General features: G+C 68.4%; 30 protein-coding genes. 17 read left to right on the forward strand and 13 right to left on the reverse strand.

What is annotated here, in order from left to right:
- Positions 1-175 precede the first annotated feature (175 nt).
- Complete coding sequence (locus tag AVZ66_RS12355) at positions 176-505, forward strand: helix-turn-helix domain-containing protein (protein ID WP_058984380.1); 330 nt, start codon at positions 176-178, stop codon at positions 503-505.
- A gap of 147 nt (positions 506-652) precedes the next feature.
- On the opposite strand, the gene AVZ66_RS12360 is transcribed toward AVZ66_RS12355, so the two are convergent.
- From AVZ66_RS12360 to AVZ66_RS12370, 3 genes are all read right to left on the reverse strand, one after another.
- The gene (locus AVZ66_RS12360) at positions 653-1,264 is read right to left on the reverse strand and encodes a hypothetical protein (RefSeq protein WP_157575663.1); all 612 of its coding nucleotides are present in this window, start codon (positions 1,262-1,264) and stop codon (positions 653-655) included.
- A 162-nt stretch (positions 1,265-1,426) separates the two neighbouring features.
- Positions 1,427-2,602 carry an inorganic phosphate transporter gene (locus AVZ66_RS12365; RefSeq protein ID WP_058984382.1) on the reverse strand — a complete coding sequence of 392 codons (1,176 nt, stop codon included), beginning with the start codon at positions 2,600-2,602 and terminating at the stop codon, positions 1,427-1,429.
- A 62-nt stretch (positions 2,603-2,664) separates the two neighbouring features.
- The gene (locus tag AVZ66_RS12370; protein ID WP_058984383.1) at positions 2,665-3,357 is read right to left on the reverse strand and encodes a DUF5828 family protein; all 693 of its coding nucleotides are present in this window, start codon (positions 3,355-3,357) and stop codon (positions 2,665-2,667) included.
- A gap of 113 nt (positions 3,358-3,470) precedes the next feature.
- On the opposite strand from AVZ66_RS12370, the gene upp reads away from it, so the two are divergent.
- A complete protein-coding gene (upp, locus tag AVZ66_RS12375; RefSeq protein WP_058984384.1) occupies positions 3,471-4,151 on the forward strand; it encodes a uracil phosphoribosyltransferase in 681 nt (226 codons plus the stop codon).
- Positions 4,152-4,187: 36 nt separating this feature from the next.
- On the forward strand, positions 4,188-4,427 hold the full coding sequence (locus tag AVZ66_RS12380) for a hypothetical protein (RefSeq protein WP_394326153.1): 240 nt from the start codon (positions 4,188-4,190) through the stop codon (positions 4,425-4,427).
- A 115-nt stretch (positions 4,428-4,542) separates the two neighbouring features.
- Here the strand turns inward: AVZ66_RS12380 and AVZ66_RS12385 are convergent, their stop codons facing one another.
- Positions 4,543-6,633 carry a S9 family peptidase gene (locus tag AVZ66_RS12385; protein ID WP_058984386.1) on the reverse strand — a complete coding sequence of 697 codons (2,091 nt, stop codon included), beginning with the start codon at positions 6,631-6,633 and terminating at the stop codon, positions 4,543-4,545.
- A 48-nt stretch (positions 6,634-6,681) separates the two neighbouring features.
- On the reverse strand, positions 6,682-7,302 hold the full coding sequence (locus AVZ66_RS12390; protein ID WP_058984387.1) for a YigZ family protein: 621 nt from the start codon (positions 7,300-7,302) through the stop codon (positions 6,682-6,684).
- 144 nt (positions 7,303-7,446) lie between these two features.
- Between AVZ66_RS12390 and AVZ66_RS12395 the strand changes: the two genes are divergently transcribed.
- Positions 7,447-7,737 (forward strand): hypothetical protein, encoded by a 291-nt coding sequence (locus AVZ66_RS12395; RefSeq protein ID WP_197407766.1) that lies wholly within the window; start codon positions 7,447-7,449, stop codon positions 7,735-7,737.
- Here the strand turns inward: AVZ66_RS12395 and AVZ66_RS12400 are convergent.
- Positions 7,734-8,237, reverse strand: a complete 504-nt coding sequence (locus tag AVZ66_RS12400; protein ID WP_058984388.1) for an ACT domain-containing protein — start codon at positions 8,235-8,237, stop codon at positions 7,734-7,736. The two genes, AVZ66_RS12395 and AVZ66_RS12400, sit on opposite strands and share 4 nt — an antisense overlap.
- 87 nt (positions 8,238-8,324) lie before the next feature.
- Between AVZ66_RS12400 and AVZ66_RS12405 the strand changes: the two genes are divergently transcribed.
- Positions 8,325-8,927, forward strand: a complete 603-nt coding sequence (locus AVZ66_RS12405; RefSeq protein WP_058984389.1) for a hypothetical protein — start codon at positions 8,325-8,327, stop codon at positions 8,925-8,927.
- Here the strand turns inward: AVZ66_RS12405 and hisB are convergent.
- Together hisB and hisA are read right to left on the reverse strand one after the other, a co-directional pair.
- Positions 8,924-9,526, reverse strand: a complete 603-nt coding sequence (gene hisB / locus AVZ66_RS12410) for an imidazoleglycerol-phosphate dehydratase HisB (protein ID WP_058984714.1) — start codon at positions 9,524-9,526, stop codon at positions 8,924-8,926. The genes AVZ66_RS12405 and hisB overlap by 4 nt on opposite strands.
- Positions 9,527-9,777: 251 nt before the next feature.
- The gene (hisA, locus tag AVZ66_RS12415; RefSeq protein WP_058984390.1) at positions 9,778-10,500 is read right to left on the reverse strand and encodes a 1-(5-phosphoribosyl)-5-[(5-phosphoribosylamino)methylideneamino]imidazole-4-carboxamide isomerase; all 723 of its coding nucleotides are present in this window, start codon (positions 10,498-10,500) and stop codon (positions 9,778-9,780) included.
- Positions 10,501-10,645: 145 nt separating this feature from the next.
- On the opposite strand from hisA, the gene fer2 reads away from it, so the two are divergent.
- The 4 genes from fer2 (at position 10,646) to AVZ66_RS12435 (ending at position 15,034) form a co-directional block, all read left to right on the forward strand.
- Positions 10,646-11,035, forward strand: a complete 390-nt coding sequence (gene fer2 / locus AVZ66_RS12420; protein ID WP_058984391.1) for a ferredoxin Fer2 — start codon at positions 10,646-10,648, stop codon at positions 11,033-11,035.
- A gap of 143 nt (positions 11,036-11,178) precedes the next feature.
- Positions 11,179-12,117: an A24 family peptidase C-terminal domain-containing protein gene (locus AVZ66_RS12425; protein WP_058984392.1), complete on the forward strand. Its 939-nt coding sequence runs from the start codon at positions 11,179-11,181 to the stop codon at positions 12,115-12,117.
- Between the two features lie 42 nt (positions 12,118-12,159).
- Entirely contained in the window at positions 12,160-12,525 is a 366-nt protein-coding gene (gene hisI / locus AVZ66_RS12430) for a phosphoribosyl-AMP cyclohydrolase (protein ID WP_058984393.1), read from the forward strand.
- Positions 12,526-12,622: 97 nt separating this feature from the next.
- Entirely contained in the window at positions 12,623-15,034 is a 2,412-nt protein-coding gene (locus AVZ66_RS12435; protein ID WP_058984394.1) for a DEAD/DEAH box helicase, read from the forward strand.
- 3 nt (positions 15,035-15,037) lie between these two features.
- On the opposite strand, the gene AVZ66_RS12440 is transcribed toward AVZ66_RS12435, so the two are convergent.
- Positions 15,038-17,005 (reverse strand): DUF460 domain-containing protein, encoded by a 1,968-nt coding sequence (locus AVZ66_RS12440; protein ID WP_058984395.1) that lies wholly within the window; start codon positions 17,003-17,005, stop codon positions 15,038-15,040.
- 107 nt (positions 17,006-17,112) lie between these two features.
- Between AVZ66_RS12440 and AVZ66_RS12445 the strand changes: the two genes are divergently transcribed.
- Entirely contained in the window at positions 17,113-17,895 is a 783-nt protein-coding gene (locus AVZ66_RS12445; RefSeq protein ID WP_058984396.1) for a hypothetical protein, read from the forward strand.
- A 1-nt stretch (position 17,896) separates the two neighbouring features.
- Here AVZ66_RS12445 and rnz read toward each other — a convergent pair whose 3' ends face one another.
- Entirely contained in the window at positions 17,897-18,829 is a 933-nt protein-coding gene (gene rnz / locus AVZ66_RS12450; protein ID WP_058984397.1) for a ribonuclease Z, read from the reverse strand.
- Between the two features lie 99 nt (positions 18,830-18,928).
- Here rnz and AVZ66_RS12455 point away from each other — a divergent pair, with 99 nt between their 5' ends.
- From AVZ66_RS12455 to AVZ66_RS12465, 3 genes are read left to right on the forward strand one after another with little or no spacing between them, the layout of a single operon-like run.
- Complete coding sequence (locus AVZ66_RS12455) at positions 18,929-19,627, forward strand: DUF4382 domain-containing protein (RefSeq protein ID WP_058984398.1); 699 nt, start codon at positions 18,929-18,931, stop codon at positions 19,625-19,627.
- A 48-nt stretch (positions 19,628-19,675) separates the two neighbouring features.
- The gene (locus AVZ66_RS12460) at positions 19,676-20,686 is read left to right on the forward strand and encodes an AAA family ATPase (RefSeq protein WP_058984399.1); all 1,011 of its coding nucleotides are present in this window, start codon (positions 19,676-19,678) and stop codon (positions 20,684-20,686) included.
- 41 nt (positions 20,687-20,727) lie between these two features.
- Positions 20,728-21,075 (forward strand): hypothetical protein, encoded by a 348-nt coding sequence (locus AVZ66_RS12465; protein ID WP_058984400.1) that lies wholly within the window; start codon positions 20,728-20,730, stop codon positions 21,073-21,075.
- A 7-nt stretch (positions 21,076-21,082) separates the two neighbouring features.
- Here AVZ66_RS12465 and AVZ66_RS12470 read toward each other — a convergent pair whose 3' ends face one another.
- Entirely contained in the window at positions 21,083-21,367 is a 285-nt protein-coding gene (locus AVZ66_RS12470) for a hypothetical protein (protein ID WP_058984401.1), read from the reverse strand.
- A 123-nt stretch (positions 21,368-21,490) separates the two neighbouring features.
- Positions 21,491-22,453, reverse strand: a complete 963-nt coding sequence (locus AVZ66_RS12475) for a TIGR01177 family methyltransferase (RefSeq protein WP_058984402.1) — start codon at positions 22,451-22,453, stop codon at positions 21,491-21,493.
- Between the two features lie 115 nt (positions 22,454-22,568).
- On the opposite strand from AVZ66_RS12475, the gene AVZ66_RS12480 reads away from it, so the two are divergent.
- Genes AVZ66_RS12480 through AVZ66_RS12490 form a run of 3 tightly spaced genes read left to right on the forward strand, consistent with a single transcriptional unit; the run spans position 22,569 to position 23,913 of the window.
- On the forward strand, positions 22,569-23,129 hold the full coding sequence (locus AVZ66_RS12480; RefSeq protein WP_058984403.1) for a TATA-box-binding protein: 561 nt from the start codon (positions 22,569-22,571) through the stop codon (positions 23,127-23,129).
- A gap of 6 nt (positions 23,130-23,135) precedes the next feature.
- Positions 23,136-23,504, forward strand: a complete 369-nt coding sequence (locus AVZ66_RS12485) for a hypothetical protein (RefSeq protein WP_058984404.1) — start codon at positions 23,136-23,138, stop codon at positions 23,502-23,504.
- Between the two features lie 58 nt (positions 23,505-23,562).
- Positions 23,563-23,913, forward strand: a complete 351-nt coding sequence (locus tag AVZ66_RS12490; RefSeq protein ID WP_058984405.1) for a hypothetical protein — start codon at positions 23,563-23,565, stop codon at positions 23,911-23,913.
- On the opposite strand, the gene hisG is transcribed toward AVZ66_RS12490, so the two are convergent.
- Entirely contained in the window at positions 23,914-24,762 is an 849-nt protein-coding gene (hisG, locus tag AVZ66_RS12495; RefSeq protein WP_058984406.1) for an ATP phosphoribosyltransferase, read from the reverse strand.
- A 516-nt stretch (positions 24,763-25,278) separates the two neighbouring features.
- Here hisG and AVZ66_RS12500 point away from each other — a divergent pair.
- Positions 25,279-26,568 carry an amidohydrolase gene (locus AVZ66_RS12500; protein WP_058984407.1) on the forward strand — a complete coding sequence of 430 codons (1,290 nt, stop codon included), beginning with the start codon at positions 25,279-25,281 and terminating at the stop codon, positions 26,566-26,568.
- Positions 26,569-26,609 lie beyond the last annotated feature (41 nt).

Consider the following 26,609-nt stretch of genomic DNA (forward strand, 5'->3'; position numbering starts at 1 on the left):
TAACATTACATTAGTGTAGTAACAACCAAACAATTATAATCCCGAAGCTCCACAGTGTAGTTGTAGAAGAGATACCCCCGGAGCCACTAAAACGGCTCAGTTGGGGTCGAAACCACCAATAGCGTCGGCTATACCAGTAACGGCAGCTCGACGCTATCCACGAGGTCTACACAATATGGCCGCAACGACCGAACAAACGGAAAACGAAGCATCATACGCCGAACAGACCGCGCTAACCGACCTGTTCGGTGATCACCCAAAGACGAAGATCCTTGCAGTGCTAACCGCAGAGTCCCGGGACATTAACATCACGCGACTGGCCGAGATGGCTGGATCGAGCCGGTCCACCATCTACGACCACATCGATGACCTGCAAGAGATCGGTGTCGTCGAACAGACCCGGAAGGTCGGCGGCAGCCCGCTGTACCAGCTCAACCGCGACAGTGAGACTGCCAAGAAGCTCGCACAGCTCGAATGGGAACTCATCGAAGAACACAACGACTGAAGCCTCTTTTATCGCGTACAGTTCGACGAGAGAATCACCGAGTAGGAACACCAAATCGAATTCGCCAGTAGTAGTTGCGAGCGCAGTTTCGTCGTTCAGGAATCTGCTCGACAACGGAGGAAATGACTCGGTAAGGCGGTCTGCGGACTACGATGTCGTGCGCTTCTGGACGTTCTGGGCGCTCATCTTCTCCGCCCAAAAGTCACCGACAACGATGCTGATGCGGTAGTAGGCGTTGTTGGCTCGGATGTAATCAACGCCACCCAGACTGTCCGGCAGTGAAGCCCACTGGCCGAATGGTGTCCCGTACGAGCCGTTCTCGATAGCCGTCCGGACTGGCTCCTGAACGTCAGTTGGGAGGGTATCGAGCGCGACGGTGGTATCGTTCGCTGCGGGCTGTTGTTCGGTTGTCTGAATCGCGTAGGTCGCCAGTGTAGGGCCAGTATCCCAGGAGAGGCGATAGAGCGAACCGTTCTTCCGAACGTACTCGTGGTTCTTGAACACGTCAGTGGCGTTTGTCGGGGCGTACGTGCCGTTGACGTACGGAGAGTTCCGGACGGAGGCCGGAGCGAATGCGACTTCGCTGGTGAGGGCCGCATCGAAGGCCGTTTGCTCGACTGCGGACAGCGACGAATAGTTGAGCGTATTGCTCGCGGACACATCAGTCGGGGCGTCCGCCGTCTCAGACGCCGTAACACTCGTCTGCGTTGGTTTTGGCGTCTGATTTGCTGGTGGTTGGCCACTCAGACAGCCGCTCATCGCGGCAAATACCAGCAGCGCGCCAACGATGACTGGAGCGCGAGCCATACGGAATTGAAGTCCGACCGGGGTAAGTGTCTTGTCGGGGGCTATCGAGAGTTCACCTGCACGAGCGGCTGTTTCGCCGACGACGCTGAATCAAGAAGCCGAATCCGACTACTGCTAGAAGACTGCGTCGACAGCGAGGAACCCGCCGTAGCCGACGCCGAGCGCGAGCGCCAGCGACGCCACCCACGCCAGCACCGTGAACAGCATCTTGCGCTTGCTGACGCCGCCGCCCGTCGAGGCGGCGTAGCCCGAGCCGACGATGGCGCTGACGATGATTTCGTTGAACGAGACGGGGATGCCGAAGAAGACGGCGGTCTGGGCGATGGCGAAACTCGGGATGAGCGCGGCGATGGAGCGCCGCGGCCCCAGCGAGGAGTAGTCCTGACTGATGGCCTTGATCATGCGCGGCGCGCCCGTCCACGACCCGACGAGCAGGCCGATGCCGCCGCCGACCAGCACGTACGTCAGCGGGACGTCGCCGCCGACGAGCGGGAGCAGCGGGCCGACCGCCAGCCCGACTTGGCTGCCGCCCGCAGAGAACGCGACGAGGCCGCCGAGCGCGAGCAGGAAGTGGCGCTGGCCGCGCTCGGGGTCGCCCTTGAGGTCTCGGTAGAGGACGAGCGCGACGGCGAGCGCGCAGAGGAGCGTGACGCCCGCGTGGACCGCGAGTTCGAACTGGCCGACGCTGACTGCGACCGCGCGGGCGAGCGACTGACTCGTTCCCGGCGGCCCGAGGAACACGAACTGGACGTTCGCGAGGATGGCGCCGACGACGGCGCTCAACACGGGTACGGTCTGCGTGTCGCGGTCGATGCCGCGCAGGCCGCGCGCGGTGGCGTACGCGATGCCGCCGCCGACGAACGGCACGAGCACCCACAGCGTCGCAATCTGCTGGTACTTCGCCCACGCCGGCCCGGCGCCCATCGCCAGTCCGGTGCCGACGACGGCGCCGGTGACGGTGAACGCGGTCGCTATCGGGTAGCCGGCGAACACGCCGATGGCGACCAGCGTCGCCGCGATAATGAGCGCAGTTGTGGCGGCCAGCGGCGACAGTGTCGCGCCGACGAGCAGTTCGCCGCCGACCGCCTCGGAGACGTTCGCTCCCTGAAAGACGGCACCGGCGAACCCGAGAATGCCGACGATGAACCCGGCGCGCATCACGGTGATCGCGTTCGCGCCGACCGCGGGCGCGAACGGCGTCGACCCGGAGGAGCCGGCGCCGATAGCCCACGCCATGAACAGGCTCGCTACCGCAGCGACCACGAGTACCACGAGTCCGGCTCCAGCCATTACGACGACTGTCCGTGGGGACGACCTAAGACACTACCGACCTGCGAGGCCGGCGCGGCCGGTCAGTTCGTCGTCGACGTCGTGTCCTCCGCATCGACGTTCTGCTCGGGGGGTTCGACGCCCTCGACGGCTTCGGCGGTCTCGGTCTCGCGCTCGGTGTCGACGTGCCAGCGGTTGATGTCGTCGAAGGATTCGAGGTGGTCGCGGACGCCGTCCTTGACGCCGTCGTCGTTGACGTTCACCTCGAAGACGAACTCCTCTTGGCTGCGGATGCGCTGGATGTTCGCGCTCACGAGGTCGTTGTCGAAGTAGTAGGGCGCGACTTGGGTCATCACGCGCTGATAGACGACGTTCTCGACCTTGCGGAGGGCTTGCCGGCCCGCGGTGTCAGCGGCGCGCTTGACGTGGCCGAGCGTGTCCTGCCACTTCTCGACGGCGGTGTCGGCCTCGCCCTCTTCGAGTTCCTCGTAGGACTCGGTGAGTCGTTCGCCCGCGGTCTGGAGGTCGTCGTCCGGCGACTGGCCCTCCTTCTCGCCTTCGCCCTCACCGACACTGGCCTGCTCGGCGGTCTTCTCGCTGACCTCCTCCTCGATGCGTTCGTGTGACTTCGGGCGCCAGTCGTTCCACTCCTCGAAGGCGTCCGAGTACGCCTCGTGAGCGTCGGCCTCGCGGAGCGCCTGCGTTACCCGCTCCCCGTGTTCGACGACGTCGCCCCACGTGCCGCGTTCCTTGAACCCGGCGACGCTCTCCTCCATCGTTACCACGCTTACGGCGCGCGCGAATAAACATCTTGTCGCGTCGTGTGCTCGTCCCGCACTCGACGCGAGCGATAGCGGGTTTTAAGCGGACTCGGGGCGCGGCGTTACGTATGCCCATCGAGGACCGCGGCGACGCGAACGTGCTCACGCACGCACTGGCGAAAGACACTCTCTCGCGGCTCCGCGACGTCGAAACCGAGCAAGTGGAGTTCCGCAAGGGCCTCGTGAAGCTCGGCCGCATCTGCGGGTACGAAATCATCGACGGCGCGATGGAGACGGAGTTCGTCGCCATCGAGACGCCGCTCACGGAGACGACCGGCGAGCGCGTGAAAGGCCTCGACGACGTCGTCATCATCAACGTCCTGCGGGCGGCGACGCCGTTCGTCGAGGGTCTGCTGAAGGCGTTCCCGCGCGCGAAGCAGGGCGTCATCAGCGCGGGCCGCGACGAGGAGGCCGGAATGGACGACGACGGCGAGTTCCCCATCACCATCGACTACGTGAAACTCCCCGAGATTCGCCCCGAGGACACCGTCATCGTCGCGGACCCGATGCTCGCCACCGGGTCGACGATGTGCACGGTGCTCGACCACGTCTCCGAGGAGGCGCCCGACGACATCGAGGACCTGTTCGTGCTGTCGGCGGTGAGCGCGCCCGACGGCCTGCTGCGCGTCGGCGAGCAGTTCCCCGAGGCGGACCTGCTGACAGTCGCCATCGACGACCACCTCGACGACGACGGCTTCATCGTTCCGGGGCTGGGCGACGCCGGCGACCGCGCGTTCCGCACGACCTGACGGACCCGCACGTATAAGGCGCCGCCCGTTCTGGTCGTGGCCATGAGCGAGGACACGGAGCCGTGTGACTGGTGCGGGGAGGCGGTCGCGGACCCGCTCTCGCGGACCGTTCGCGTGACCGTCGACCGCTCGGAGATAGACAGCCAGCGCCTCTGCCCCGAGTGTTTCGCGAACTGGATCGAGCGCTACGACGAGGAGATGCGCCCCGAGGAAGAGGAACCCGAGCGGACCGTCATCGACGACGAGGACAGCGATACCGACATCATCGTCGACTGAACGCACCCCTCCGTTTCACCTCCCGACACCGCCGCAGTCGCACGGTTTCTCCGCTGCCCGGGCGCTCCCGAAGCCGACCCGGGTATCTCTCGGTATCCCTCGGGAGTCGTTCGAACTACTCGTTCTCGCCGTCGTCTTCGCTGCCGGCCGTGAGGCCGTCGTTTCGGGAGCGGTCGAGCGCGCGCTCGGCGCCGTGGTGGTCGGAGTAGCCGTCGAACCACCGGACGATGCGCTCGATGCGGTCGACGACGTGGCCGGGTTCGCCGGACCGTGAGAGTTCGTGGCCCTCGCGGGGGTAGCGCACGAGGCGCGTGTCCACGTCGTGTTTCTGCAGGGAGCGATAGAACAGTTCGGCCGTGTTGGCGGGCGTGCGGTAGTCCTGCTCGGCGTGCATCAAAAGCGTCGGCGTGTCGACGTACTCGACGGACGCCGCGGGCGACTGCTCCCGGAGGAACTCGGGCTCGCTCCACGGCGCTGCGCGGAAGTCCCCCTCCACGAGCTTGTAGGCGTCCGAGGAGCCGTAGAAGCCGGTGAGGTCGTAGACGCCGCGCTGGGCGACCGCGCCCGCGAAGAAGTCCGTGTGGCCGACCAGCCAACTCGTCATGAATCCGCCGAAGCTCCCGCCCGTAACGAACGCGTCGTCCTCGTCGACGTACTCGCGGGCCGCCACCTCGCGGGCGCCAGCCATCACGTCCTGCATCGTCGCGTCCCCCCAGTCGCGCTCGATTTCGGTCATGAACGACTCTCCGTAGCCCGTGGAGCCGCGCGGGTTGCACCAGAAGACGACGTAGCCGCGCGCGGCCAGCGTCTGGAACTCGTGCCACATCGACCCCGTCGTCGACCACATCCGGTGGGGGCCGCCGTGGACTTCGACGGCGAGCGGGTACTCCTCCTCCAGAGAGAAATCGGGCGGCGTCAACACCCAGCCCTGAATCTCGGCGTCCCCGGACTGGAAGCGGAGTTCCTCGGGTTCGCGGACCGCGCGCTCGTCGAGGTAGTCGGCGTTCACGCGCGTCAGTTTCACCTCCTCGGCGCCGCCCGGCGTCGCCGCCACCACGTCGCCGGGATGGTCCCATTCGGACTGCACGACGCCGACCGCGTCCCGCGACACGGAGAACCCGTGGACGTGGCGGTCGCCACCGAGCACGACGTCGACCGACCCATCCTTCGGGTCGAGGCGCCGCAGCACGTAGCCGCCCTCGTCGGGCGTGCAGCCGTAGAGGAAGTCGCCGTCGGGCCCCCACTCGGGCGCGTGGCTCGCGTTCCACAGTTCGAGGTCGCGGTCGAGCGTCTCGGTCGGCTTCGAGACGTCGCCGGCTTCGCGCGTGAACACCTCGATTTCGGTCTGCGCGAGCGTCGGGTCGTCCTCCGGGGTCGTGGTGTACGCGATGCGGTCGTGCGGGCGCGAGGCGTCGACGGCCAGCGTCGGCCCCCACCCCTCGACGACGGTGACGGTCTCGGTCGTCGTGCTCTCGGGGTCGTAGGCCTCGATTTCCCAGCGGAGGTCGTCGTCGCTGCCGTACCGAATCGGGTAGTAGAGGTCGGTCTCGCCCCACGCCGGCCGCAGACAGTCGACCGCTCCCTCGGTCACGCGCTCGACGTCGCCCGAGTCGGTGTCCACGGTGTAGACGTGCGAGCGCGCGCCGTCGGCGTAGGACTCGTGCGAGCGGTAGACCTGGCGGTCGATGACCCGCGGGTCGGGGTCCTCGCGCTCGTACTCGTCGTCCACGGCGAGGTCGTAGCCCGCCTCGGCCTCCTCGGGGCGCACAGACTGCACGAACGCGATTTGCTCGCCCTCGGGACCCCACGCGATACCGGAGACGCCGCCCACGACGTCGGTCACCTGTTCGGCTTCACCGCCGTCGGTGGGGACCACCCACAACTGGGGTCGGTCGTCGCTTGCGGGGCCGGTTTTACCGGCCCCGTCATTCCGTGGGCGGTTCTGCCGCCCACGCGCGCCGCGCGTAGACACGAACGCGATGCGGTCCCCCGAGGGACTCCACGCGGGTTCCGAGTCCACGCCCTCCGCGACCGTGAAGCGCTTCGGGTCGCCGCCGTCAGTCGGCGCGACGTGGACGGCCGCCTCGTAGTCGGTTTCGGATTCCGGGGTCTGCTGGACGTACGCGACGCGCTCGCCGTCCGGCGACACCGCCGGATGGGAGAGCCGCGAGAACTCGACGTAGTCGCTGGCTTCGACCGTTTTCATGGCAGAACGCAGTCCCGGCGCGCGCATAGTCGTTTGCCTCCCCGAAGGTCACTCGACGGCCGCGCGCCCGCTGGTCGCGCTCTGGATGCGCTCGCGGAGGTCGGCGGCGTCCTCGACGGCGACGGTGACGTCGAAGGCGACACGCTCGCCGTAGTCGCCGTCGAACTCGCAGTCCGCGCTCTCCAGAATCCCCCGTACGGTGCCGGAGTCGTCGTACTCGACGGTGACAGTGAAGCGCTCCTGCGGCCGCTCCTCGACGACGCCCGCCGCGTCGATGGCGTCCTTCGCGGCCCGCGAGTACGCTCGCGCGAGGCCGCCGACGCCGAGGTTCGTGCCGCCGTAGTACCGCGTCACCACCACCACCGCGTTCTCCACGTCGCGCTGCTGGAGGACGTTCAGCGCGGGCTTGCCCGCCGACCCCGTCGGCTCGCCGTCGTCGGACTGGTACTCCCGCAGCATGTACCCGTCCCCCGGGCCACCGGACTCCACGCGCACCCGGTAGGCGGGTACGTTGTGCGTGGCGTCGGCGTGCTCGCGCTCGACGGATTCGACGAACGCCTCCGCGTCCTCGACGGTCGGCGCGGGCGCGACGTACCCAATGAACTCCGAGCCCTGTACCTCGAAGTCCGCCTCACCGCGGCCGGCGACAGTCAGGTACGCGTCAGTCACGTCCCCGACTCGGGGTGCGAGCGGGTTCCCGCTTGCGGTCGACCGCGCGCGTTCGCCGAGCGGCAGACGCGCGCGTGCCGCCGTAATCGCCGCCTAGCGCCGGCTCCCAAAGGGTTATGCGTCCGCTCGCGAAAGACAAATTCGATGGCTGCGCTGACGTCGCTGGAACTCGTCTACGTGTTCTTCAGCATCGCGCTCTCCCTCTCGGGACTGGCGATGGTAGCGATAGCTGCCAACGCCTACCTCCAGACCGAACGCCGGGAGATGCTGTTGTTGTCGCTTGGCTTCTGCATCATCGTCGCAGCAGCAATCGCCACCACCGTGTCGGCGTTCGGGCTGGACTTCCAGCACGCAATCGTCCTCCTGACGGTGAACTACGCGCTCACGACCGTCGGCTACCTCTTCGTCATCGCGAGCGTCGTCGGCGAGCCTTAGGAGAGCTCCACCGAGCGCACGAACGACTCGTTCATCAGCGCCGTCAACACGTCACCGGGTAGGTCCTCGTCCGTGACGAGGTAGAGCCGTGGTTCGTCCGTGAACTCCGGGTCCTCGCTGATGGTCTGACGGATACTGATGCCATGCTCGGCGAGCAGCCCCGTCACCGCCGCGACGATGCCGGGTTCGTCGGCGTCCTGCACCTCGACGGTGACAACCGTGAGGTCGAGGACGGGCGCGAGGTCCATCAGGCTCGGAATCTGGCTGATGTTCTGGAAGATGCGGCGCAGTTCGTCGTCCGCGAGGATGGCCTCCGTCGTGGAGTCGACGACGCGGCGGTCGACGCCCGCGGCGTCGGCGACCTGCGTGTACGGAATCTCGATGTCACCCGAGACCACGCGGCCGTCGTCGTTCACGGAGAACCCGCGTTCGAGCAGCAGCCGGATGACGGCCTGCTGGCCGGGGCTGCCCGCGAACTTCTGCATGATGTCCTCGAACATACGACGACGCAGGCGGCCGGCGGGCAAAACGGTGTGGGTGCGCGCCGCTCGGCAGGACTTTTGCCGCCCCGCCCCGTCCGGTCGTGCATGCGTCAACTCGACACGTGTGACTTCTGTGGTGGTGCCGCCGACGGCGTCTACGAGGTCGTGCCCGCGTCCGTCGCCGGCGAGTCCCGACGCCTCGCGCTCTGCGCGGACTGCCGGGCGACCCTCCAGTCGGTCGTCGACCCGCTGCTCGACGCCGCCGCCGAGGGCCCCGACAGCGCTCCCGAACGGAGCGAGGTGAACGACAACGCCGAAGCCACGCCCGAACGCGACAGTTCAGCCGCCGAGAGCGAAGCGTCCGACGAAAGCACCGAGGACGGCATCGTCATCGAATCTCAGCCCGCGAGCGAATCCGAGGATGCGGACGACGAGGACAGCGACAAAGTAGCGGACGACGGGAGCGAGGACGACGACACCGAGGACTCCGACGACAGCAGCGCCACGCAGTCGAAGCGCCGGCCGTCGGGCTACGCGCAAGTGATTCGCCTGCTCCAGAACCGCGACGGCGCGATGCCGCGCGAGGACTTGCGGGCGCTGGCGACGAACGCCTACGACCTCGGCGGCCGAGAGTTCGAGAACGCCGTCGAAGCCGCTGTCGAGAACGGCGACGTCGAGGAGTCCGCAGCGGGCCTACGAACGATTTAGAGTTCCCCCTTCGTCGACGGCGTGCCCGAGCGCCGCTCGTCGACGCGCGTCGCGTCGTCCAGCGCCCGCGCGACGCCCTTGAACAGCGCCTCTATCTCGTGGTGAGCGTTCTCCCCCTCCACCTCGCAGTGCAGCGTGAGGCCGGCGTGCATCGCCAGCGACCGGAAGAAGTGCCGCGCCATCGTACTCGTGAACTCCCCGACGTACGGCTCGCTGAACGCGTCGTCCTCGGAAACCCCGTCGAACTCGTAGAGCGGCCGCCCGGAGACGTCGACAACGACCGACGCGACAGCCTCGTCGAGCGGGACGCGGCGGTCCGCGAACCGCTCGATGCCGCGCTTCTCACCGAGCGCCTCCGCGAACGCCTCCCCGAGCGTGATTGCGACGTCCTCGACCGTGTGGTGGTCGTCGATTTCGAGGTCGCCGTCACACCGCACAGTCACGTCGAACAGCCCGTGTTTGGCGAACGACGCCAGCATGTGGTCGAAGAAGCCGATACCCGTGTCGACGGTGCTGTCGCCGTCCCCGTCCACGTCCAGCGTCACGTCGATGTCCGTCTCCGCCGTCGCGCGACTCACGGCGGCCGTCCGGTCGGTCATGTACGGGGTGTCGGCGTCCGCGTACAAGGCCGTTCCGCCTGCTAGGTAGACTGTAACTCGCTCCTCTTTTCGGTCACGACGACGCTTCCTCGAAAGCCCCCTCCCGCTCGCGGCACCTGCCTCGCTGCGCGCTTCGCTCCCTTCGGTCGCTGCAGTGCTTACGTCGGCACGCGCCGCGACCGGTCGGCCCCTTTCATTCCCACCTCTTCCGGCTGGTCAGTCGGCTGTAATCCGGGACGCAGAAGCAGCGACTACAGGGCGTCCTTCGCTTCTTCGAGCGTGAAGTTACCCTCGTAGAGGGCGGTGCCGACGACGACGGCGGCCGCGTCCGCGTCGCGGAGCGCGAGGATGTCGTCGATTTCGGCGACGCCGCCGCTCGCGACGACCGGGATGTCCACGCTGTCAGCGAGGCGCTGTACGGGGTCGGTCTCGACGCCGGCCTGCTGGCCTTCCACGTCGACGTTCGTGAACAGAATCGAACCGGCGCCGAGGTCGGCGTAGCGCTGGGCGGCCTCCGCGGGGTCGAGGCCCGTGCCCTCCGTCCATCCCTCGACGACGACTTCGCCGTCCTTCGCGTCGAGGCTCACCATCACGCTGCCGGGGTGTTCGGCGCTGATTTCGCCGACGATTTCGGGGTTCTCGACGGCCGCCGTGCCGAGGATGACGCGGTCGACGCCGCGCGCTAAGAGTTCGGTGGCGTCGGCGACGCTACGGATGCCGCCGCCGACCTGCACGTCCACGTTCGTCGCGTCGAGGATGCGCTCGACGGCGTCGGCGTTCCCGCGCTCGCCCTCGAACGCGCCGTCGAGGTCGACGAGGTGGAGAGTTTCGGCGCCCGCCGACACCCACCGCTGGGCGGCCTCCACGGGGTCGCCGTACCGCCGCTCGGTACCGCGCTCGCCCTTCACGAGTTGCACGACCTCGCCGTCCTGCATGTCCACCGCCGGTACGACCTCGAAGGACTCGAACGCCATACGGTGGTGTGCGGACGGCTCACCTAAAAGCGTCCCGTCACTGGCGAATCCCCGGAAATCGAACGTTCGTGGGGCGACGCGGCAATTCCACGGGTTCGTCGAGAACGAAAACTACTATGCCGGCGGACTGCGAACGCTTCGAACGATGCCGACGGTTGAATACCTCAATTACGAGACGCTGGACGACCAGGGCTGGGACATGGACGACGACGACCTCTTCGAGAAGGCGGCAGACGCCGGCCTCGACGACGAGGACTACGGGACGCTCGACGTTGCGGAAGGCGAGTACATCCTCGAAGCCGCCGAGGCGCAGGGCTACGACTGGCCGTTCTCGTGCCGCGCCGGTGCGTGTGCGAACTGCGCGTCCATCGTGAAGGAAGGCGAAATCGACATGGACATGCAGCAGATTCTCTCCGACGAGGAAGTCGAAGAGAAGAACGTCCGCCTGACTTGCATCGGCTCCCCGGCGGCCGACGAGGTCAAAATCGTCTACAACGCCAAGCACCTCGACTACCTGCAGAACCGCGTCATCTAAGCGGGAACGCGGGTCTTCGACCCAGCACTTTTTCGAGTCGTCGACCGACGAGAGCGGCGGCTCTGCTTCCGACAGCGAGCAGCCGCGGCGCCGTCTGCGAATAAGGACAACACCTAAACCGGCGGCGTTCCCGACACCCGGTAGTGGACGCCTCGATACCCGACCTCCTGCGGTTGCTCGTCGTGCCGGCGCTGGGCTGGGCGGCGCTCCGGGACTGGCGGACGCGTCGCGTCCCGAACGGTCTCTGGCGGCCGCTCGTCCTGCTCGGCGCCGTCCTCGTGGTCTGGGACGGCTACACGGCGTTCGGCACGCCGTACGCCTTCCAGCCGTTCGCGGTGCGCGTGGCGTTCAGTCTCCTCTTCGTCGTCCCCCTCGCGTACGCGTTCTGGTACGTCGGCGGGTTCGGCGGCGCCGACGCCCGCGCGTTTATGACGTTAGCGGTCGTCTTCCCGACGTACCCGACGTACGAACTGCTGGGGTACTCGCTGCCGGTCGTGGAGACCGCGCTCGGCGTGTTCTCGCTGACGATTCTCACGAACACCGTCATCCTCGGGCTGGCGTACCCGCTCGTACTCGGCGTTCGCAACGCCGTCTCGCGGGAGTTCTCGGTCGTGATGTTCGTCGGGCGCCGCGCTCCCGTCGCCGACCTCACCGACATCCACGGCAGCCTGCTGGAAACCCACGACGGCTTCACCCGGGACGGCCTCGACTTGGACGCGCTGCGGATGTACCTGCGGTGGCGCGGCCTCGACCTCGCGGCCCTCCGCGAGAACCCCGGACTGCGCGACCCCGCGACGCTCCCCGACGACCCCAACGACCCGACCGGCGGCGCCGTCGTCACCGACGGCAGCGGCGACCCGTGGGGCGCCGCCGCGTTCCTCGACGACATCGACAGCACGGCGTACGGCACCACGCCCGCGGACCTCCGCGACGGTCTCGACGTAATCGTCGACCGCGAGGAGGTGTGGGTGACACCGGGCGTCCCGTTTATCATCCCGCTGTTCGTCGGCCTGCTGGTCGCGCTCACGGGCGGCGACGTGCTGTTCTGGGTGATGGACGCGCTCGGCCTCGTGCCGGCGTGACGCGGACGTAACCGCTAACCGGCCGGCACTCCTCGCTCCCGTATGGAGTTCGAAGTCGACCTCGACTTCGGCGACGACGGCCTCGTCGCCGTCGTCGCCCAGGACGTCGAGACCGAGGAGGTCGTGATGCTCGCGTACGCCGACCGCGAGGCCGTCGAGAAGACCGTCGAGACCGGGCGCGCGCACTACTACTCGCGGTCCCGCGAGGAACTCTGGGAGAAAGGCGCCACCAGCGGCCACACGCAGGAGATCGAGGAGGTGCGCGTGGACTGCGACGGCGACGCGCTCCTCTACCGCGTCCACCAGAACGGGGGCGCCTGCCACACCGGCCACCACTCGTGTTTCCACCGCACGCTCGACGGCGACGTCGTCGGCGAGAAGATCTTCGACCCCGACGACGTGTACTGACTCGGGTTCTCTCCGGCACACGCCGACCCCCGCGACGCGACTACTTTCACCTCGCTACGCGAACGCTTAACCACGTGAGCGACGTACGATTGCGCGAATGTCGGAGTCCGCGTACGTCGACCACCCGATGCTGGCCGGCGGCGTCATCGAGGCGCGCCAGTACCAGCTACAGCTCGCGGCCGCCGCGCGGGAAGACCACACGCTCGTCTGCCTCCCCACGGGACTGGGGAAGACGACGGTGAGCCTGCTCGTGACGGCGTACCGGCTGGCCGACGACGCGGGCGGGAAGTCCCTCCTGCTGGCGCCGACGAAGCCGCTGGTCGAGCAACACGCCGAGTTCTACCGGGAAGCGTTGACCGTCCCCGACGACGAAATCGTCGTGTTCACGGGGGAGACGCGGCCGGACGACCGGGCGGAGATGTGGAACGACGCGCGCGTGGTCGTGGCCACACCGCAGGTCGTGGAGAACGACCTCGTGGGCGGCCGCGTGTCGCTGCGCGACGTCGTCCACTGCACGTTCGACGAGTGCCACCGCGCCACCGGCGACTACGCGTACACGTACATCGCGGAGCGCTACCACGCCGACGCGGCGACCCCGCTGGTGACGGCGATGTCCGCGTCGCCCGGGGGAAACGAGGAGGAGATTCGGACGGTCTGCGAGAACCTCGGCGTGCGGAACGTCGAGGTGATGACCGAGGACGATGCCGACGTCGGCGAACACACGTACGACACCGACGTCCAGTGGGAGCGCATCGAACTCCCCGAGGAGATTCTGGAGGTTCGGGACGCTATCAACGAGGTCATCGAGGAGCGACTCGAGAAACTCCGGGAGTTGGGGGTCACGCGGGTCTCCAGCCCGGACGTCTCTCAGAAGGACTTGAACAAGATTCGCGCGAAACTCCAGGAGCTCATCGACAACGACCAGAGCGAGGGCTACCAGGGGATGAGCGTCCACGCGGAGGTGATGAAGCTCCGGCGCGCGGTCGAACTCGTCGAGACCCAGAGCGTCGAATCAGTGCGGCGGTACTTCGAGCGCCAGCGTAACGCCGCGCGCTCGTCGGGGGCGTCGAAGGCGAGCCAGCGACTCGTCTCCGAGCCGAAAGTCAAGGAGGCGATGCGGCGCGCCGACGACTTCGACGGTCTCCACCCGAAGTTCCGGCGCGCGAGAATGCTGCTCGCGGAGACGCTGGGCATCGAGGAGGGCGAGCGCGTCATCGTGTTCACGGAGTCGCGTGACACCGCGGAGGCGCTCACCGACTTCCTCGGACAGCACTTCGACACGCGGCGCTTCGTCGGGCAGGGCGACGCGGACGGCAGCGACGGGATGACGCAGAAAGAGCAACGCGAGACGCTCGCGGAGTTCCGGAGCGGCGAGTTCGAGGTGCTGGTGTCGACGAGCGTCGCCGAGGAGGGACTGGACGTGCCGGAGGTCGACCTCGTGCTGTTCTTCGAGCCGGTGCCGACGGCGATTCGCTCCGTCCAGCGGAAGGGTCGGACGGGCCGACAGACCGAGGGGAAAGTCGTCGTGTTGATGGCCGAGGACACCCGCGACGAGGCGTACTTCTGGATTTCCCAGCGCCGCGAACAGGAAATGGAGGACGAACTCCGCGAGTTGAAGGGCGTCGCCGACGACCTCGAAGGCGACCTCGGGGAGAGCCAGCGCGCGCTCGACGACTACGGCGACGAGGACGCCAGCGGCGAATCCCTTGCGGCGGAAGCCGACGGCGGCGCCAGCGAGGGCGACGCGCAGGCGGGCCTGACGGACTTCGACGCGCCGGACCCCGACAGCGTGGAGAGCAGCGAGGCCGACGAGGGGGTGGCCGCGAACGCCGAACACGACGACGAGGACGGCGTCGAAGTCGTCGTCGACCAGCGCGAACTGGACTCGAACATCGCCCGCGACCTCTCGAAGCGCGACATCGTCGACACGCGCTTGGAGACGCTGTCCGTGGGCGACTACGTGCTCTCGGACCGCGTGGCAATCGAGCGGAAGTCCCACGCCGACTTCCTCGACACGCTGTTGGGCGGCGACCGCTCCATCTTCGAGCAGGCCAAAGACCTCACGCGCCACTACACGCGGCCCGTCCTCCTGTTGGAGGGCGACGGCGACCTCTACGCGGAGCGCAACGTCCACCCGAACGCGATTCGCGCGACGCTGGCGTCGCTGGCCGTCGACTGGGGCGTCAGCGTCGTCCACACGCGCGGCGAGGACGACACCGCGGAGATGATTCAGACCATCGCCGAGCGCGAGCAGACGGACAACGACCGCGAGGTGAGCGCGCACGGCGAGAAGGCCGCGAAGACGCTCGGCGAACAGCAGGAGTACGTCGTCTCCTCGATTGCGGACGTCGGCCCGGTGACCGCGCGCTCGCTCCTCGAAGCATTCGGCACCGTCGAAGCCGTGATGACCGCGCGCGAGGACGACCTCACCGAAGCGGACGGCGTCGGCCAAGTGACGGCAGAGCGAATCCGCGAGGTCGTCGGCAGCGACTACCAGCCCGACGCGTGAGGGTCAGTCGCGGTCGGCGCGGTGCTCGCTGATGATGGAATCGACCATGCTCTCCTTGCGTTCGCGCTCGCGTTCGGCCTTCCGCTCGCGCCAGTCCGCGATGACGGCCTCAACCTCGCGTTCGTCCGCGACCGCGAGTTCGTCGACCTCGCGGATGGTCACGTCGTCGGCGGGGCCGACCGGAATCTCGTGCTCGAACAGGACCTCGTCGGCGGCGTCCGAGAGGCCGCCCGACCGGAGCACGACGCGCGGGTCGAACTCCGCGAGCAGTTCGGCGGTCGAGCGGCCCGCGCCGGACGCGTCCCGGAGGTAGACGACGTCGCCAGTGGCGATGCCGTACTCGTCGTCGGCGGTCTCGATGGCGTCGACGGTGAACTGGTCGACGGGCTTGACCGCCACGAGATCGCCGCTCCCCTCCACGTCGCCGAGGTTCGAGTGGTCGAGCTTCCAGAGGTCTTTGAGGCGTTCGAGTTTCCCCTCGAGTTCGTCGGCGCGCTCGCGCTCCTCTTCCAGTTCGGTTTCGAGGCGGTCGTTCTCCCACTGGAGCTGCGTGAGTTCGCGGCGCTCGCGGGCCTCCTGGCGCTCCTCGCGGCGGGCCTCCGAGAGTTCTTCCTCGTACTCCTCGATGGTGGCGTCCTTCTCGTCGAGTTCGGCTTCGAGGTCCGCGACGTGGTCTTGGAGGCGGGTGACTTGTGCTTCCAAGTCCCGGATGCGGCGCTCCTCGTCGGTGAGTTCGCGGGGTTCGTGCTCGACTTCCTCCTCCTCGGGGTCGTCGGTCTCCGTGAGGTCGTCGAGGACCGCCGTGAGCGGTTCGTCGTCCCCGACGACGCGGGAGACGACCTCGCCGCGGTCGAGGTCGGGCGGCGTCTCCTCGGTGGCGCGCCGAATCTGGTCGGCGTGGGCGTCGTGCGCGAACAGCGCGGCCGCCATCGCGTCCCGCTGGTGGTCGTCGTCGTAGCCCTCCTCGCGAGTGCGGTGCTGTTTCTCGTCGACCGGGAGGTCCGCGTCGGGCGCCCAGCCGGCGGCGTCGAAGCTCGCGCGAATCTTCTCGACGGTGGCGGGCATCGGCTCCACGTCCGCGGCGACGACGACGGGGCGGCCGCGCTCGATAATCCACTCGATGACGTCGGCGGTGTCGGCGGTGCGCGTGCTCGTGACGTCGAGCACGCGGCCGTCGAGCGCGACCAGCGCGACCGCGGTGGTCGTCCCGGGGTCGATGCCGACGAACACGCGGTCGCGGCGCCGCGCCAGCGGCTTGAACTCGATGCCGTCCCGGCGCACGGGCTCGACCTCGACGCGCGTGTCCCCGGAGCGGCGGTTGCTCACGGGGATGTCCTCGGGGCGGGCCTGCACGGTGAACACGGCGTTCGCGAACCCGCCGTACTTCTCGGTGACCTCGCGCTCGTAGTCGAGGCCGGCGTCGTCGAGGTCGGACTCCACCTCGCGGGCGACGCGCTTCACGGAACCGTGGATGCGGCGCGTGAAGCGGTCCTCGCTCCACCCGCCACCGCCGCCGGTCGAGCGGCCGCGCGCGACCTTCACGGTGGTCTCGTCGGTGAACGCCGACACCTCGTAGCCGACGTTGCGCGCGGCCAGTCGGGCGGCGGCTTCGGCTTCCTCCATCGCTGGCTTCCCGTACGGGACGCCGTGGCGTTTCGCCACTCGGGAGAGCGGCTCGGGGCGCTCGTCGCCGGTGACCTGCACGAGCTTCGTCTCCTCGGGGAGCCCGCGCAGGAAGTGGACGAGTTGGTCCTTGTCCGCGGCCAGCTCGTACATGTTGTCGGTCGCGAGAATCGCGGGCTCCTCGCTGTCCACGCGGCGGAGGAGTTTCCGCCGGCTCACTACGTCGCGCTCGACTGTCTCTCCGTCGAAGACGACGAGCGCGTAGGATGGGGCGTCCCCGCGCACGTCACCGCTCTGCACGTCGACGCCGAACACGCGGGCGTCGAGGGCGCTCGTGCGGGTACTCACGTTACCAAAAGTAGGTCGCGACGACTAATAAGTGCACGGCGGGACGGGGGTGCGCGCCGCCTAGCGTCTCCACAAAGGGTTTACTCGGAACGTGCTGACGTACCGATATGTCCGCCCGCGCCCGCCGCGCCGCCGTCCTCGCGCTCCTCGCGGCCGTCCTTCTCGTGAACCCGCTGTACGTCCCCCACCTCGCCGACGACGGGGATTCCCGCTCGGCGAACGTGTACAGCACGACGGCAGTCGACCCCGCAGACGCCAGCGGCCAGGCCACCATTATCCGAGCGCTCGGTGACGACGGCGTCGTGGAAACGACGAGTCTCACCGGCGAGTACGCCGCCCAAAGCGACGAGTACCGAGCGTCCTCGCCGGCGGCGGTAGTCCTCGAACGCGCCATCGAGAGCGGGAACGCGAGCACGAACGACACCGACACCGCATTCACGCTCCACCGGATTGCTGCGAACCACCGCTACGTGGTGACCGACCGCGACGCAGCACCCCCGTACTACCGCATCGGGGTGAACGCGACCGACAACACGACGACCGTTAGCGCGACCGCCGTCGACAGGGAGACGGTCGCACGGCACCTCGTCCACCGCGACGCCGTCCTCTACACCAGCCTCTCGGACCGGCAGCGCGACGCCTTCGACGCGACCGTCGCGGACCCACAGGGCCACCGGCCGGCCGAGACCGGCCTCCTCGACGACCTCACCGGGCGCGTCGTCGTGAAAGACGGCACGTACTACGTGCTCCGCCACGAGGGCCACGTCGACTCGATTTCGCTCTCCCCGGGAGGCGGGCTCACTTTCCTATTGTACGGCCTCGGGATGTTCGCGTTCCTCGCGGCATTCCTGTTAACCGTGCGCTCGTACTGGACCGCCCGCGAGAATTGAGTCAGTCGGCGTCGGGGAACGGCACGTCGTAGGTCATCCCGTCGTGGGCGACGAACACCTCGCCGTCGAAGTCGGCGGCTTCGGCGTCCTCGCGGAGTTCGCGGGCGTCCCCGGCGTAGCGAGAGGAGACGTGAGTGAGCGCGAGCGCGCGAGCGTCGGAACGAGCGGCGACGCCAGCGGCCTCGCCCGCGGTGGAGTGCCCGGTGTCGGCGGCGCGGTCGGCGGCATCGTCCGCGAACGTCGCGTCGTGAATCAGGAGGTCGGCGCCGTCCGCGGCGGCGACGACGGGGTCGTGGGGGCGCGTGTCGCCCGTGTAGACGAGTTTGCGACCGGGGCGGGGGTCGCCGACGACCTGCTCGGGGCGGACGACGGTGCCGTCCTCCAGTTCGACCGCGTTGCCCTCGTGGAGCTTCGAGAACTTCGGGCCGACGGGGACGCCGAGTTCCTCGGCCTTCTCGCGGTCGAAGCGGCCCTTGCGGTCGTCCTCGACGAGCGCGTACCCGACGGAGGTCGTGCGGTGGGCGGTGTCGAACGCGCGGACCTCGTACTCGGGGCGGTCGAGGACGGTCTCGCCCGCGCTCACCTCGCTGATACGGACGGGGAAGCCGACGTCCCCGCCGACGGCGAACACGAGCGCCTCTATCTGGTCGCGGAGGCCTCGGGGGACGTGAATCGTCAGGGGGTCCTCGCGGTCGTTGAAGTCCCACGTCTGGACGAGTCCCGGCAGCCCGAAGACGTGGTCGCCGTGGGCGTGCGTGACGAACACGTCGGAGACGTCGAAGCCGGTGCCGTACCGCATCATCTGGCGCTGGGTCGCCTCGCCGGCGTCGAAGAGGAACGCGTCACCCTCCCGGCGCACGAACACCGAGCTGGGGTTGCGTTCGGTCGTGGGGACGGCGCCACTCGTCCCGAGGAACGTAGCCTGCAGAGTCATGCCCGAACGTGGGCGCGCCGCGCGCAAAACCCCACCGATGCGGGCGCAGGCGGGCCAGCGGCCAGAGCGCTTTCCCGGACTGGCGACGTGGCTCCGCACATGTCACGCACAGTCGCGACGCTCGCGGTGGCGGCGCTGCTCGTCACGGCGGGCTGCACGGGCTTCTTCGGCGGCGACGGCGGCGAGGGCACCGTCGAGATGTACGTCAGCGACCAGCCCGGCGCTATCGAGGACTTCCAACACCTCAACGTCACCATCACGGAAATCGCCGTCCACCCCGCGAACGCCACGGAGAACGAGTCGTGGGTGACCCGGGACGTGGACAACCGGACCGTCGACCTCACGCGCCTCGAGGGCGAGAACGCCAGCCTCGTCGGGAACCTGAGCGTCCCATCGGACACCTACGAGACGGTGTTCGTGCGGATCGACGGCATCGACGCGACGCTGACCTCCGGGGAGGCCGCGGACGTGCGACTCCCCTCCGAACGCCTCCACCTGAACAGCGAGTTCACCGTCGAGGCCAACGAGACGGTGTCGTTTGTCTACGACATTCGCGTCCACGAGACCGGGAGCGGGCGGTACGTCCTCCGGCCGAACGCCGGCGAGTCCGGCCCGCACCAGCCCATCAACCACGTCCACCAGCGTCACCGCTGCGGCCAGCACAACGGAACCTGTGGTGGCAACGGCGGAATGGGCGGTGGGGAAGCGGGCGGCGGTAGCATGAACGGCAGCGGCGGCGGCATGAGCGGTGACGGCAGCGGCATGGACGGCGGCGGGAACGCGACCACAGCGGCGTAGCCCGACGGACCGACTCTTTCTTAGCCCCGTGGCGGCTACTGCCAGGTAATGGACGAGCCGCTGTGGGTAGACGCGCACGCGCCGTCGCTGGCCGACCTCCCGCAGGAGGAACTGCGGGACCGCCTGCGGGACGCCACCGACGAGCCCGTGAATCTGGTCGTCTACGGCCCGGAGGGCGCGGGGAAGACGGCGGCGGTGCGCGCGCTCGCCGAGCACGCCCACGAGGACGCCGACAACGACCTCGTGGAGCTGAACGTGCAGGACTTCTTCGGGATGACGAAAAAAGAGGTCAGCGAGGACCCGCGGTTCTCGCAGTTCATCTCCTCGAAGCGCCGCCGGAACTCCTCGAAGGCGGACCTCATCAACCACGTGCTCAAGGAGTCCGCGAGCTATCCGCCGGTCTCCGGGTCGTACAACACGATTCTGCTGGACAACGCCGAGGCCATCCGGGAGGACTTCCAGCAGGCGCTGCGCCGCGTGATGGAGCGCCACCACGAGGCGACGCAGTTCGTCATCGCGACCCGACAGCCGTCGAAGCTGATTCCGCCGATTCGGTCGCGCTGCTTCCCCGTCTCGGTGCGCGCGCCGACGCCCGACGAGATTACGGCCGTCCTCCGGGACATCGTGGAAGCGGAAGGCGTCGAGTACGACGAGGACGGCATCGAGTTCGTCGCGGGGTACGCCGACGGCGACCTGCGGAAGGCCGTCTTGGGCGCGCAGACGACCGCCGAACAAGAGGGCGCGGTGACGATGAACGCGGCCTACGAGACGCTGCAGGACGTCGGCGCCGACGACCAGATCACGTCGATGCTGGACGACGCGGAGGCCGGCGAGTTCACGGACGCGCGCTCGACGCTCGACGACCTGCTCGTCGACGACGGCCTCAGCGGCGAGGAAGTCCTCGAAGAGGTGCTTCGCGTCGGGCGCTCTCGCTACGACGGCGAGGAACTCTCGCGACTCCACCGGCTCGCGGGCGACGTGGAGTTCGACCTGCACGCGGGGAACAGCGGCCGGATTCAGGTCGGGCGGCTGCTCGCGGAGTTGGGCCGAGACGCCTGACGGAGGGGGAGACTTTTCAACGCCGGCCACGGACAGTCGGTGTGTCTCTCGCCGACCAGTTCGAGCGCGTCGGAATCGTCGTCGGTGCCGTCCTCTTGGTGGCGCTGCCGCTGTCGCTGGCCGTGAGCGCGGTCGCCGGCCCGGCAACGCCGTGGTGGCAGCTACTCGTCGTGCTCGGCCCGGGGTTCGTCGTCGGGTGGGCGGCGGCCGCCGACGACCTCCCGGTGGCGTACGGGAGCGTCTGGTTCGTCTGCTTCTTGGGGTACGTGCTCGCGGTCGGAACGATTCGCGTGCTGGAATTGGTGCCCGTCTACGAGCACACGACGAGCGTGCTGGTCGTGCTCGCGGCGTCGTTCGCGGTCGCGGTCGTCGCGGACAGCTACCGGTAGCGAGCCGTCAGACGGGAGTTCGGCGTCTGCGGGCGGCGACGGCGCCGAGGAACGCCAGCGAGACGAGCGCGCGCTTCGGACTGATGGAGAGCGCGAGCGGCGCGGTGCCGGACTGGTCGCTGTCGGAGTGTGTCTCTTCGAGGTCGGTGTCTCCGGGTGTCGCCGTCGGGTCGTCAGCGGTCGCAGCTGCCGGAACGGCAGCGCCCGCGAGCAGCAGCGCCGCGAGAGCGACGACACTGAGACGCGCAATTGCTTCGCTGCGGATGGGGTAATGGAAGGAACACGTGGCCATAAACCTTATCCGGTGTTCAGTGTCGTGGGGCTAATTAGCACAACCCCTAGCCGTCGGTGAGACACCGCGATAGCGCCGTACGGGCGCCCCCGTTAGTGTCAACTGTCTATTAGTACATTCGTGTCAGTCGAGAACGAGAACGTGTCGCGTGAGCGAACGGTGGACGCGGCGCTCGAAGCGCTCGACGACCGTCCAGCCGGCGTCCGTGGCCTCCTCGCGCCAGTCGCGGTCCGCGACGAGCACGCAGCGGTCGGTGACGCGGCGGGCCTCGCTGAGCGCGCCCGCGACGAGGTCCGCGAGGTCGTGCGTCTCGACTTTCGACTGGCGGCCGTACGGCGCGTCGAAGATTACCGCGTCCGCCGCGCCCTCCCGGAGCGGGAGCCGGGTGGCGTCGGCGCGCGCGATGTCGAAGTCGTCGGTGCACGCGGCGAGGTTCTCGCGGGCGCCGGCGACCATCTTCGACTGGGCGTCGGTGCCGAGCGGGTGCGCGCCCAGCAGGCCGGCTTCGATGAGCACGCCGCCGGTGCCACACATCGGGTCGAGGACGACATCGCCGGGTTGGACGCCCGCGAGATTGCAGAGCGCGCGCGCCAGCAGCGGGTCCATGCTCCCCGGCTGGAAGAACGGGCGGTCGGTGGGTTTGCGCTCGCCGAAGTCCCGGACGGACTCGGCGGCGAGCCACGCGAGGAAGCAGGCGTCGTTACTGAACGACGCCCGGAGCTCGTGGTCGGGGTCGTCTAAGTCCACGTCGAAGCCGGCGTCGACGAGCACGCCGCCGAGGTCGCGCTCGGCCTGCTGGGTGTCCACGTCGGTCGTGTTGCGGACGTTGCGTGCGCGGACTGCGACGGAGCCCTCGCGGTCGAGGGCGGCGTCGCGGAGCGCGTCGACGGCGGCGTCGATGCTGGCGTCGGTCGTGGCGACGTGGTCGCCAGCGCGGTGCGTGTACGCGAGGCCGCGGAAGCGCTCGCGGTCGACGTCGCTGGCGAGACCGATACCGGGGGCCGCGACCCGGACGTCGGTCGCGGCGGCGCGGGCTTCGGCGGCGGCGAAGTCGTCGTCGGCGCCGCCGAGTTCGAGGACGAACACGTCGGGAGGTGGACGCCGCCGGGCAATTAGCCTGCCGGCATCGCGGGGTACTTGAGGCGTTACTCCCCGGACTACCAACCTTTATAAACCTTAAATACGTGATTTAAACCGTACGATGACCGACCCCAAGGAAACCATCAATATTGAAAACGTGGTCGCCTCCACCGGCATCGGCCAGGAGCTCGACCTCCAGAGCGTCGCGATGGACTTGGAGGGGGCCGACTACGACCCCGAGCAGTTCCCCGGCCTCGTCTACCGCACGCAGGACCCCAAGAGCGCCGCGCTCATCTTCCGGTCCGGCAAAATCGTCTGCACCGGCGCGAAATCGACCGACGACGTTCACGAGAGCCTCCGCATCGTCTTCGACAAGCTCCGCGAGCTCTCCATCGAAGTCGAGGAGGAGCCCGAAATCGTCGTCCAGAACATCGTCACCTCGGCGGACCTGGGCCGACAGCTCAACCTCAACGCCATCGCCATCGGCCTCGGTCTCGAGAACATCGAGTACGAGCCCGAGCAGTTCCCCGGCCTCGTCTACCGCCTCGACGAACCCGAAGTCGTCGCGCTGCTGTTCGGCTCCGGCAAGCTCGTCATCACCGGCGGGAAGAAGCCCGAGGACGCCGAGCACGCCGTCGACAAGATCGTCTCCCGGCTCGAAGAACTCGGCCTCCTCGAATAAGGCGACGTGGTCGTCCTCCAGGTCCAGCCCGCGCCCGGCACGCTCGGCCAGTACGTCGGCACGCTCGTCGGCGGCTGGCTGCTGTTCGCGTTCACCGCGCACGTCGCCGCGACGTACATGCTCGGCGACGTCCCGTGGAAGCGCGCGCTCCTCGTCGGCGTCGCGCCCGCCGTCGTCACGGTCGCGCTCGTGCGGTACAACCCGGCGGTCATCATCGCCGTCAGCCTCGCCGCCGACCTCGCGGCCGTCCACGCGGTCTACCGCGTGAAGTACCGGACCGCAGCGCTCGTCGTCGTGATGCACTACGTCGTGACGCTGGCGCTCGTGCTGTCCACCGCGTACCTGCTGGCGCTGTCGGGCACCGCGCCGACCTGAGTTTCACGCACAGAAAACGCGCACCCCGCTTTTTGTCCGGTCCCGAGTACTACAGGACATGAACGGCTACGAGCGGCGCGTGCTCCGCGCGAGCACCCTCGCACTCACCGCCGCCGCGCTCGCGTACGCCGCCTCCTACGTCCACAAGCCCGGTGCCGACGTCGCCGCCGTGTTCGGCATCGCCGCGGTCCTCCTCGGCGCGTACCACGCGCTCGGCGACCCCGATGCGGCAGCGGGCGCGTGGCTGTCACCGACCGGCGCGGCCGTCCTCTCGATCACCGTGGACGCACCCCAAGACCTGCGACTCGCGGCGCTCGCGCTCGCGGGCCTGAGCGTGCTCGGATTCGTCGCCTACCCGCTCACCGCGTCCGCCGCGAGAGCCGTCCAGCGCGTCAATTTCCTCCGGTGACTACTCGACGAGGCGCTCGATTTCCGTGACGAGAATACCGGTCGCGCCTTCGCGTTTGAGGTCGTTGACCGCCTCGAAGACGTCGCGTTCCTCGACGACGGCGTGGACAGCCACAATGCCGGGTTCGTCGACATCTAGCACGGTCGGCCCGCCCAAGCCCGGAATCACGTCCTCGATGGCGTCGAGGTTCTCCTCGGGCGCGTTCAGCATCAGGTAGCGTTTGCCCTCCGCCGAGCGCACGGACTGCAAGGCCGTCTGGACCTGCTGGACTTTCGGGTCGTCGACGACGTCATCGCGGGCGAACAGCCGCACGGAACTCTGCAACACCTCGTCGACGACCTTCAGGCGGTTGACCCGGAGTGTGGTCCCCGTCGACGTGATGTCGACGATGGCGTCGGCCATCTCCACGTGCGGCGTGAGTTCGGTCGCGCCAGACACCTCCACGATGTCCGGGTCGACGTCCTTCCCGTCGAAGTACGCCCGCGTAATCGTCGGGAACTCCGTCGCGACGGTCTTCCCTGCGAGGTCGGCGGCGGCGTCGATACTGCCGTCCTCGGGCGCCGCCAGCACCAGCCGGCACTTCCCGTAGTCGAGATCGAGCAAGTCGTCGACGTTCTCGACGCCGGACTCCCGCACTTGGTCGAGGCCCGTGATGCCGAGGTCCGCCGCGCCGTCCGCGACGTACTCCGGGATGTCCGCCGCCCGCGCGTACAGCACGGTAATCTCGGGGTCGACGGTGTCGGCGTACAACTGGCGGTCGGCGCCGCTCTCCACGCCGATACCGGCTCTGTCGAGGAGGTCCAGCGTCGGGTCGTGCAAGCGGCCCTTGTTGGGCACGGCAATACGCATGTGCTCTGGGTAGGTGTGGCACGGGGAACTAGGTTTTCCTTCTTGTAGTTCGCGCTGACTCGCTCTCGTGCCGAACGACGACAGCGGGCATTACAACACCTCGAAAGCCCCGAGACTCCGGACTCGGGGGCCACGCTGTGCTCCTCGGCCTCCGGCCTGCGGTGCTTGCTTCGGCCGCCTTCGTCCGGAGTCTCGCCCCTTTCAGTCCACCCGCCCAACTACCGGCCGACCAACCGGCTACGGGAGGACTGAGCGAACGTATGCGTTCGCGAGGGTCGGAAGACGAACGCAGTGAGTCTTCCGGGACTGGAAGGGGCGGGACGCTCGCGTTTACGTGGTCGTCTCGCGGGCCGCTATCTGCGAGCGTAGCGAGCAGATATGCCCGCGAGCGACCGCGAGCGTCCCGGGGCTTCCGAGGAAGTGCCGTCGCTGTCACTGAGAACGCACACGGTGAGTCTAACAAATCACGAACGCGAAATCCACAGACACACAAGCCAGTCGGGCGAACCCCAGCGCATGACCACACTGCAGATTGCGGGCGGGCGGGTGCTCCACCCGGACTTCTCCGTCTCCGAAGCGGACGTGCTCGTGGACCAGTCGAGCGGCGAGATACTGGATGTCGGGGAGACGGAGCCGGGCGACGAGCGGTTGGACGCCGAGGACAGCCTGGTGATACCGGGGTTGGTGAACGCGCACTGTCACGCGGCGATGACGCTGCTGCGGGGGTACGCCGACGACAAGCCCCTCGACGCGTGGCTCCAGGAGGACATCTGGCCGGCCGAAGGAGAACTCACCGAGGGCGACGTGCGGGCGGGCGCGGACCTCGCGCTCGTGGAGATGATTCGGACGGGGACGACGGCGTTCGCGGACATGTACTTCCACGTCCCCGAAATTGCCGAGGCCGTCGAAGAGGCAGGCTTGCGGGCGCGACTCGGGCACGGCGTCGTCACCGTCGGGAAAGACGAGGGCGAGGCGCACCGGGACAACGACGAGAGCATCGAGGTCGCCCGCGAACTCGACGGTGCCGCGGGCGGCCGCATCAAGACGGCGTACATGCCGCACAGCCTCACGACCGTCGGTGAGGAGTACCTCCGGGAGTTCGTCGAGAAGGCCCGAGAACACGGGATTCCGTTGCACTACCACGCGAACGAGACCGTCGACGAGGTGGAGCCAATCGTCGACGCGGAGGGCGAACGCCCAATCGAGTACGCCGACGACCTCGGGATGGTCACGGACGAGGACTTCCTCGCGCACGGCGTTCACACGGACGCAGCCGAGCACGACCTGCTCGCGGAGCGCGGCGCAAGCGTCGTCCACTGCCCGGCGTCGAACATGAAACTCGCGTCCGGGATGGCGCCAGTCCAAGCGATGCGCGACGCCGGCGTGAACGTCGCACTGGGGACGGACGGCGTGGCGTCGAACAACGACCTCGACCTCTTCGACGAGCTCCGGGACGCGGCGATGCTCGGGAAGCTCGCGGCCGACGACGCCGCCGCAGTCCCCGCCGAGGCCGCCGTCGAGATGGCGACCGCGGGCGGCGCGCGAGCGCTCGGGTTCGACTCGGGGCGCATCGAAGCGGGCGCGAACGCCGACCTCGCAGTCGTGGACTTCTCGGCGCCGCACCTGACGCCCGTCCACGACTACGTCTCCCACCTCGCGTACGCCGCGACCGGGCAGGATGTCCGACACACGGTCTGCGACGGCGAGGTGCTGATGCGCGACCGCGAACTCCAGACGCTCGACGAGGCCGCGATTCGCGAGCAAGCAGAGACGCGGGCGGCCGCTGTCGTCGAACGCGCCGAGTAGCGAGTTCCGTGAGGCGGGCGTACTGGCCGCGTCACGTGACG

The sequence above is a fragment of the Halobacterium sp. CBA1132 genome (genome assembly GCF_001485535.1).
In the GTDB taxonomy this organism is placed as follows: Archaea; Halobacteriota; Halobacteria; order Halobacteriales; family Halobacteriaceae; genus Halobacterium.